Raw genomic sequence first — 7,058 nt, 5'->3', positions numbered from 1 at the left:
TCTGATGGCCCTCCGAGGCAACCAAGCAGTCCGCGAGCTTGTCTACGACCCCTTTGAGCCCATGGCCGCAGCGAGGGGTGTGCCCGTGATCGAAGCTTGCGATATACTTTCACTCTAGCAATCGTCAAAGTATCGACTCACGATCCGGAGGTGGCCGTGAAACAGCACCCAAGAAGAGAGTCGCGAGCAGCCGGCAGGCTCCTGCGGCCGTGTCTTCTGCTCTCCGCCTATCGCAAAGACCCATTGAGTCCCCATAGTCGGCCCAGCCGCTCGGGCCGCGGTTTCGTCCAACCGCGCTCTATATGACATCGGGAGGTGGGATGATCAGAGGGGCATGCTGCGCGGCGTTGGTGCATAGAGCGCTTAGGGTTCGCCGGCCAGGTACTTGCCCAAAGTAGTAGATCGTCTTCAAAGGACCAATTGTGGAGTCGTCAGTAACTGTATGGAACAGTCTTGAGGTCGCGAAGCTGGTCGCCTCATGCCTGACACCAATAGCCCTTGTTCTGGTTGCCTACTTCTTGAATAAGAGGCTCAAAGACATCGAGCAGATCCAATGGGCCAACCAGAAAGTAGTAGAGGTTCGAATCGAACTATTCCGTCAGATTGCGCCTAAGCTGAACGATCTTCTCTGCTTTTTTACCTACGTCGGCAACTGGAAAGAGCTCAAGCCGCCCGATATCGTTGCTCGAAAGCGTGAGCTAGACAGAGAGTTTCATGTGAATGCGCCCCTGTTCCCTGGGGGCGTGCTAGATGCCTACTTTATCCTGACCGGACTTTGCTTCAAGACCTTCTCTGGTTGGGGGAAAGACGCGAAGATCCGCAGCGACTTCATCCGCAGAGAGCAAGCGCTCGGCGAGAATTGGATGGAATCCTGGGAACACTACTTCGAGCCGGAATCAGTAGTAGAACTTCGCCAGATTCAGAATGCGTACAATAAGTTGCTCGTAGCCTTGTCTATTTCAATTGGCGTCGGCGCGGATCTTTCTGGGATGCCAAGGGGAAGGGTACCCCGCGGAAGTCAGCGGCGGCTTGCTGACAAGAAGGCCGAAGAGGGGCGACCCCAGGCGCAAGAACAACCTCGACCAGAGAAAGACAAGATAGGCGGAGGTGAATAGTTGCCCAGGATCCCATATCTTTATCATTCATTCCAGCGGCGCAATGCCGGCAGTGACAGGAGTCGTTCTGTTCAAGTGCTAAAGTCGATTCTAACTCATGGTCTCTTGATTACTCCCGAGATCGTCGACTGGCGAACATCAGGTGGCCAAGGGTTTCAAGTAGCTCAGAAGCGACTGTGTCTCACCTCGCTAGAAGAAGGCGAGCTAGCAACTCACGCAAGGCTGTTTGGGCCGATCACACTGGGATTCCGCCGCAGTCTAATGGAAGAGATCGGGGCTGTTCCGGTTTTCTACGTCCCACGATCTCTTGGCGCTGGTCGGAAGAAACGGAATCTCGGAGGTTTTCAGCTTGAGCGCCTCTACCAGACGCTTCATGTCGTGAGCCACGCCCGACAGGCGGGATCCGAGGTGGACTTCGGCGGACGGCCAGTTAATCTTCAAGATATTGAAAGCTTCATCAGGTACCTGACGACGCAATTCTATCCAATTGAAGATGTCGAAGGAGATCGTGATCGGTTCTATCTTGCTCAAAAGGAGTGGAGAGTCCAAGGAAACCTGATTTATGAGGGCGAGCCACTCTCTAGGCGGCTTACTGATGTTGAGGCTGAACATGTGCATAGCCTTGATGCCGAATTCTTCGATAGGAATCAACAGTTCCCGACCGGCACATACCGTCGTATTGAGCAGTGTATGCTGATGCCAAGTATTGGCAAGCAGCCCGTTGGTGCGGCGATTGCACGCGTTGTCGCTCCGAGCGACCTGCTTGGAGAAGTCATGAGCATATTTCAAACACTAGACCTGACGCCCGAATTCGTGGGTTTGGAGTGAGCACGTATGCTGATTCCTCGGTCAACCCTGGGCCCCGCCGGACGGCAGACCGCCGCTTGCCTTGTACCGTCAGGCAGAGCGTAGAGCACCCATCGATCACCAAAAGAACAGAGTACCTGCGCCTGCCGTAAGGAAGAAAGCCCCCCCAACCCCCCACGAGGAGAGCATGCCCAAACCATTCCCCCCAGACCTCTCTTCACGCCCCTTCTCGACGACCGTCGAGCACAACATGACAGCGTCCGCTGAGCGGATCTACGACGCCTGGACCCGGAGCTTCGACAAATGGTTTGCCCAGCCCGGCGAGCTCATCATGACGCCGGAGGAAGGGAGTCTCTTCTTCTTCTACAACCGGCACGACTGGGGCCGACACGCGCACTACGGTCGGTTCCTGGAGTTCGTTCCGAATGAGCGAGTGAGAATGACCTGGGTGACCGGTGCGCCGGGTACCTACGGTGATGAGACGGTCCTGGAGATCCAGCTGAGCCCACGAGAGGGTGGCGGCACCCTGCTTCGATTGACCCACTCGGGCTTCAGCACCGAGGATGCGTGTAAGGGCCACGAGGACAACTGGCCCGCCGCCTTGGAGATTCTGGACGAGGCTCTGAGTGATTAAGGTATGAAGCTGTGTGCGCTTGGCCGTGAGCCAGCAATGATTTGGTCAAAGATTCAGCGACCTGGTTGGGTTCTTGCCCTCTTGGGCGTGGTGGCCGTGAGCCTCACTCTAGGCTGTTCGACGCAGTACTGCCCGAGCGGCGCAGACCTGGAGACGGGTCTCGTCGCGGAGATGGTGGTCCCCTCTTCCGAGCTGGTGCGGGGAGAGAGCTACCCGGTCAGTCTTCGGCTGAAGAACGCCGGGTCGACTGCGCTCGAGTTCTGCAAGGAGTCCGGGCCCTCTGTGGGCTACTACCTTCCATCTGAAGATCGTGTTTTTCCAATCCGATGGGAAAGCTACACCCTGGACTCCTCGTGCGCCGAGAGGGTCTCCTTGGCACCGGGCGAGAGTCTGGAGGATCCACTCGACTTGTCGGTGCCGCTGCAGATAGAGGTTGAGAGTGCTGACCTGGTCGCCTGGTATCAAGTCAGCAGGCTGCCGCCGTGCCGGCAGAACGAGGAAGACATCCAAGTATCGAGCTCAATCCCTGTGGTTCTGGCGGATACGATCGGCGAGTAGCCAGGTGACGCCCTCCGGACGGGGATAGATGTCGGACCCCTCGCTACGCTGGAGGCCTGTGCCGAATTTCTACGATGAGCTCTCGCCGTACTACCACCTGATCTATCCGGACTGGGAAGCCAGCATCGAGCCGCAGGGAGAGCAGCTGGCTCAGCTGATTCGTGACCGCTGGGGTCGGGAGGCTCGGTCGATCCTCGATGTGGCCTGCGGGATCGGCACCCAAAGCCTTGGCCTGGCCGCCAGGGGATTCGATATCCAGGCTTCGGATCTGTCGGAGGGAGCGGTTGCGCGGGCTCGACAGGAAGCGGAGGCTCGGGGGTTCGAAATCCAGTTCTCGGTTTGCGATATGCGGAGCGTCGCGTCCCATCATCCGGCGGGATTCGACGTGGTCTTGTGCGCGGACAACTCGATCCCGCCGGAGGAGCTTTGTTGCTACCGCGAGCTCTAGCAGCCCGCTCCTACTGCGAGGGCTCCCGTACCTTCACCCCACTGCGCAGCACCACCGCCCCCGGATCCCGCTTCGTCGGCTGGTCAAGGTAGCGGACCAGGCTGCGGAAGCGGTACTTGCCCGGGGTCTGGGGGGCCTGGACTTGGGTGGTGAGGGTGACGGCGTTGCCGGCGGGGAGGGCGTTGCTGAAGTCTAAGGGAGCGTCGTCGAAGAGGAAGCCTTGGGGCCAGCGGCTACGGACGATGACCGGGCGGTCGAGATCGTTGGCTGGGAGGACGGTCCAGGTGACGGTGAAGACCTCGCCGGGGGCAACCACTTCCGGGACGCGCACCGAGGCAAAGAAGTCGGGGTGGATCAGGCGGCATTGGAATTCCATCACCGTGCGGTTCGACAGGCAGCCGCAGATGGGGGTGGCGAGGAAAATCTGGCCCAGAGGCGGCGTCAGGCCGGTGGGGACGCGGCAGAGCGGTTCCCGGGCCGGGCGGGGCTCGGTCACGTAGGTGCGGAAGACCAGGTCGTCCTCATCCCCGGGGGCGGTGGCGAAGGAGAGCCAGTCGGTGGGGGTGGGGAGGGCCTTGAAGTAGGCGCCGCCGCGGGGGTAGAGATCGCCGGCCTCGGCGCCGGTGAGGTCGCAGGCGCCGGTGGGGTTGTCGAGGACGAGGGCGAAGCGCTGGCCGCGGGTGAAGCCGGGGCCGTCGGTGAGCACGAGGGTCGACCAGGTGAGGAGGGGGGCGACCTCCGGGAAGTCGCTGGCGGGGTAGGTCTGGGAGTGCAGCACCGTGTCCCCCGGGGCGCCGTCGGCGCGGAGGTTGCGGATCTCCAGCAGCAGCTCACCGTCGGTGCAGCCGATGGGCGCTTCGATGCGGCTCAGACGGCCACTGATGCCGACGGTGACGATCTGGGCGATGCGTTGGTCGACTTCCCCGCCCAGGACGTAGGCAGCGCCGGCGGGGCTGAAGGTCTCCTGGCGCTGATCGAGAGTCTCCATGGCGCTCGCCGGTGCCACCAGCAGCAGGCAGAGCGCAAATCCCAGCAGGGAGAGGGTGAGACGGTGGAGCGGGGCGACGAGGGCGGCGATGCTTGCAAAGGGCATATCTGGGCTTCCTTCCTGCGGGCTCTGGCGCTGGAGGCCGGGGACTGGGGCGCTGGGGACTGGGGCGCTGGGCGCTCGCGGGCGATTACAACACTAAGTATTTGTGGCAGGATAGCATGGGGTCGTAGCGGACCGTGGAAAGGAGGCACCATGCTGATTCGCATGCGGAAAGCGATGAAGCGTCGAGCGAGAGGGTACGAGAAGCACACGCCGGGAGCTTTCTCGGAGTTCCAGCTGCGCCTCTTCTTCGCGGGCATCCTTCTGTTGGGAATGCTCGTCGGCATGGCCTTGGCGGCTTTCGAGTAGCCGCTGACTGGAGGACTCCTCGAGCTCTCCAGCCCAGCGAGCTCAGGGCACCTGCCTCGACCAGGCGGTAGCATCCCCGGTCTCGAAGCCATCGGTGAAGATCACCGCCGAGGGCACGGCAAAGACGGAGACCGCGCTGTCTTCGCGGGCGGTGACGTAGACATGGCGGCCGTCCGGGCTCACCGCCGCGGCGGAGGCGCCGTTCAGGCCGTCGATGCCATCGACGCCGTCCACGTGTTCCTCGACGAAGGCGAGCTCACCGCTGGAGCGATCTCGCGACCAGAGGGTTAGAGAATCTCCCAACAGACTGGGCACGAAGAGGTAGCGGCCGATGGGATCAAGCGCCGCAGTGGTGGGGTAGTCGAGAGCGCTGGGGCCGTCCACCAGGTTGCGCAGCGTTTCGACGAAGCTCAGGGTGCCGGTGACAGGATCCCGGGTGAAAAAGGTGACCGAGTCCTCGCCGCTGCCGGCGGCGTAGACGTGCTGCTCGTCCCGGCTTACCACCACCGAGGTCACCCCCTCGAGGCCATCCACTCCTCCCGAGCCATCCTCCAGCGCTTCGACGAAGGTCAACGAGCCGGTCGTTGGATGGCGCTCGAAGACGGCGATCTTGTCGTCAACGCTCCCCGACGCGTAGAGGTGACTGCCCGTGGGATCCACCGCCACCGAAGTGACATAGAGCAAGCCGTCCACTCCGCCGACGCCATCGGTCACCACGCCCTGGAAGGTGAGCAGGCCGGTGGCCGGGGCGCGCTGGAAGTGAGCGACTTTGTGGTCGAACTGGCCGGCAACGTAGAGCGACCTTCCGTCGGGGCTGAGGGCGCTATGCCACGCTCCAGCCAGGCCGTCGACGCCGCCGATGCCGTCGTAGTGGGCTTCGAGGAAGGTGAGGGTGCCGGTGGCGGCGTCCCGGGAGAAGACCGAGACGGCGTTGTCTACCGCCGAGCTGGTGGCGTAGAGGTAGCGGCCATCGCCGCTCACCGTCACCGAGGTGGCGAAGGCGAGGCCGTCGACGCCGTTGACTCCATCCCGTACCACCTCGACGAAGGTCAGCAGTCCCGTTGTCCGATCCCGCTGGAAGACGGCGAGGGCGTTGTCGTCCAGGGACGCGACATAGACGTGATCGCCGTCCGGGCTCACCGCCACGTGGTTGGCGAAGTCCAGCCCGTCGACGCCGCCGGCACCGTCGGTGTGGGTCTCCAGGTAGGTGAGCTCGGTGGGCGGTGGTCCCACGGAGGTGCTCTCCTGAGCGCTGTCGTCCCCCGGGTTGAAGAGCGGCTCAGCGACGGTGGCGGCTTCGGCCTGGGCCTCGATGACATCGCCTCCGGGCACCGTCGCGACATCCACCACCAGCTCGACGGCGAGGGTTTCGGAGCTCGTGGCAGACAAGGTGGGCAGCGTCCAGCTGCCGCCGGCATAGGAGCCGGCGCTGGGGCTCACCGAGTGCACCGACACGCCGGCGGGTAGGGTCAGATCCACCGTGACCTCGACATCCGTGGCGGTGGACGGGCCGAGGTTCTCCAGCTGCACCTCGTAGATCAGGTTCGGTCCGCCGGCGGGGGCAGGGTCCGCGGATTCGGTGAGGGTGAGGGAGAGGTCGACGCCCTGGGTGAGGGAGAAAACGCCGCCGGCGGTGGCGGCGTGGATCGTGGGTGGTGAACCGGGGTGGATGACCAGACTTCGGGCTCCCGGATCTGTGAAGGTTGGGAGTCCTTGGTTGAAGATTTCCCAGGTTGCTCCACCATCGAAGCTGCGGGCGATGCCGTTGTCGGGACCGGATCCCCCGGTTCCGGCGTAGATCGTGTCGGGCGATCCGGGATTGTAGGCCAGAGCCCTGACCATACGATGGACCTGGCCGGCACCGATCTCCTGCCAGCTGTTGCCCGAATCGGTGCTACGGAAGATTCCCTCCGAGGTGCCGGCAAGGACTGTGCCGGGGGAGGCCGGATGCCATGTCAGGATGTTCACCTGGAGGCTATCCAGCCCCGAGGAAGAGCCCATCCAGGTCACGCCGCCGTCGACGCTCTTGAAGATTCCGTCGTCGTAGGTCGCTGCCAGGACCACCATGGAGTTGGAGGGAGAGACGGCCAGGCTGCT

The 7,058-nt window shown here is 62.7% G+C and carries 8 protein-coding genes; 6 read left to right on the top strand and 2 right to left on the bottom strand.

All coding sequences use genetic code 11. The annotated features are described in order from the left end of the window. Positions 1–422: 422 nt before the first annotated feature. The 5 genes from SX243_24425 to SX243_24405 all read left to right on the top strand — a co-directional run bounded on the left by SX243_24425 (position 423) and on the right by SX243_24405 (position 3,562). Entirely contained in the window at positions 423–1,115 is a 693-nt protein-coding gene (locus SX243_24425; GenBank protein ID MDY7096133.1) for a hypothetical protein, read from the top strand. Further along, positions 1,116–1,943: a hypothetical protein gene (locus tag SX243_24420; protein ID MDY7096132.1), complete on the top strand. Its 828-nt coding sequence runs from the start codon at positions 1,116–1,118 to the stop codon at positions 1,941–1,943. Positions 1,944–2,172: 229 nt separating this feature from the next. Further along, positions 2,173–2,556 (top strand): SRPBCC domain-containing protein, encoded by a 384-nt coding sequence (locus tag SX243_24415; protein ID MDY7096131.1) that lies wholly within the window; start codon positions 2,173–2,175, stop codon positions 2,554–2,556. Positions 2,557–2,592: 36 nt separating this feature from the next. Further along, complete coding sequence (locus tag SX243_24410; GenBank protein ID MDY7096130.1) at positions 2,593–3,114, top strand: hypothetical protein; 522 nt, start codon at positions 2,593–2,595, stop codon at positions 3,112–3,114. A gap of 58 nt (positions 3,115–3,172) precedes the next feature. Next, positions 3,173–3,562, top strand: a complete 390-nt coding sequence (locus SX243_24405) for a class I SAM-dependent methyltransferase (GenBank protein ID MDY7096129.1) — start codon at positions 3,173–3,175, stop codon at positions 3,560–3,562. 10 nt (positions 3,563–3,572) lie between these two features. Here the strand turns inward: SX243_24405 and SX243_24400 are convergent, their stop codons facing one another. After that, a complete protein-coding gene (locus SX243_24400; GenBank protein ID MDY7096128.1) occupies positions 3,573–4,655 on the bottom strand; it encodes a hypothetical protein in 1,083 nt (360 codons plus the stop codon). 150 nt (positions 4,656–4,805) lie between these two features. Here SX243_24400 and SX243_24395 point away from each other — a divergent pair, with 150 nt between their 5' ends. Further along, positions 4,806–4,961: a hypothetical protein gene (locus SX243_24395; GenBank protein ID MDY7096127.1), complete on the top strand. Its 156-nt coding sequence runs from the start codon at positions 4,806–4,808 to the stop codon at positions 4,959–4,961. A gap of 42 nt (positions 4,962–5,003) precedes the next feature. Here SX243_24395 and SX243_24390 read toward each other — a convergent pair. Next, positions 5,004–7,058, bottom strand: a 2,055-nt coding sequence (locus tag SX243_24390) for a beta-propeller fold lactonase family protein (protein MDY7096126.1), incomplete at its 5' end; no start/stop codon positions are given.

Source organism: Acidobacteriota bacterium (assembly GCA_034211275.1).
In the GTDB taxonomy this organism is placed as follows: domain Bacteria; phylum Acidobacteriota; class Thermoanaerobaculia; order Multivoradales; family JAHZIX01; genus JAGQSE01.
This window is presented reverse-complemented; position numbering and strand designations above follow the sequence as displayed.

What these genes read in the sequence shown, in the direction of transcription:
- SX243_24415 (MDY7096131.1), top strand. Translation starts at nt 2,173, where the DNA reads ATGACAGCGTCCGCTGAGCGGATCTACGACGCCTGGACCCGGAGCTTC.
- SX243_24410 (MDY7096130.1), top strand. Translation starts at nt 2,593, where the DNA reads ATGATTTGGTCAAAGATTCAGCGACCTGGTTGGGTTCTTGCCCTCTTG.
- SX243_24395 (MDY7096127.1), top strand. Translation starts at nt 4,806, where the DNA reads ATGCTGATTCGCATGCGGAAAGCGATGAAGCGTCGAGCGAGAGGGTAC.
- SX243_24400 (MDY7096128.1), bottom strand. Translation starts at nt 4,655, where the DNA reads ATGCCCTTTGCAAGCATCGCCGCCCTCGTCGCCCCGCTCCACCGTCTC.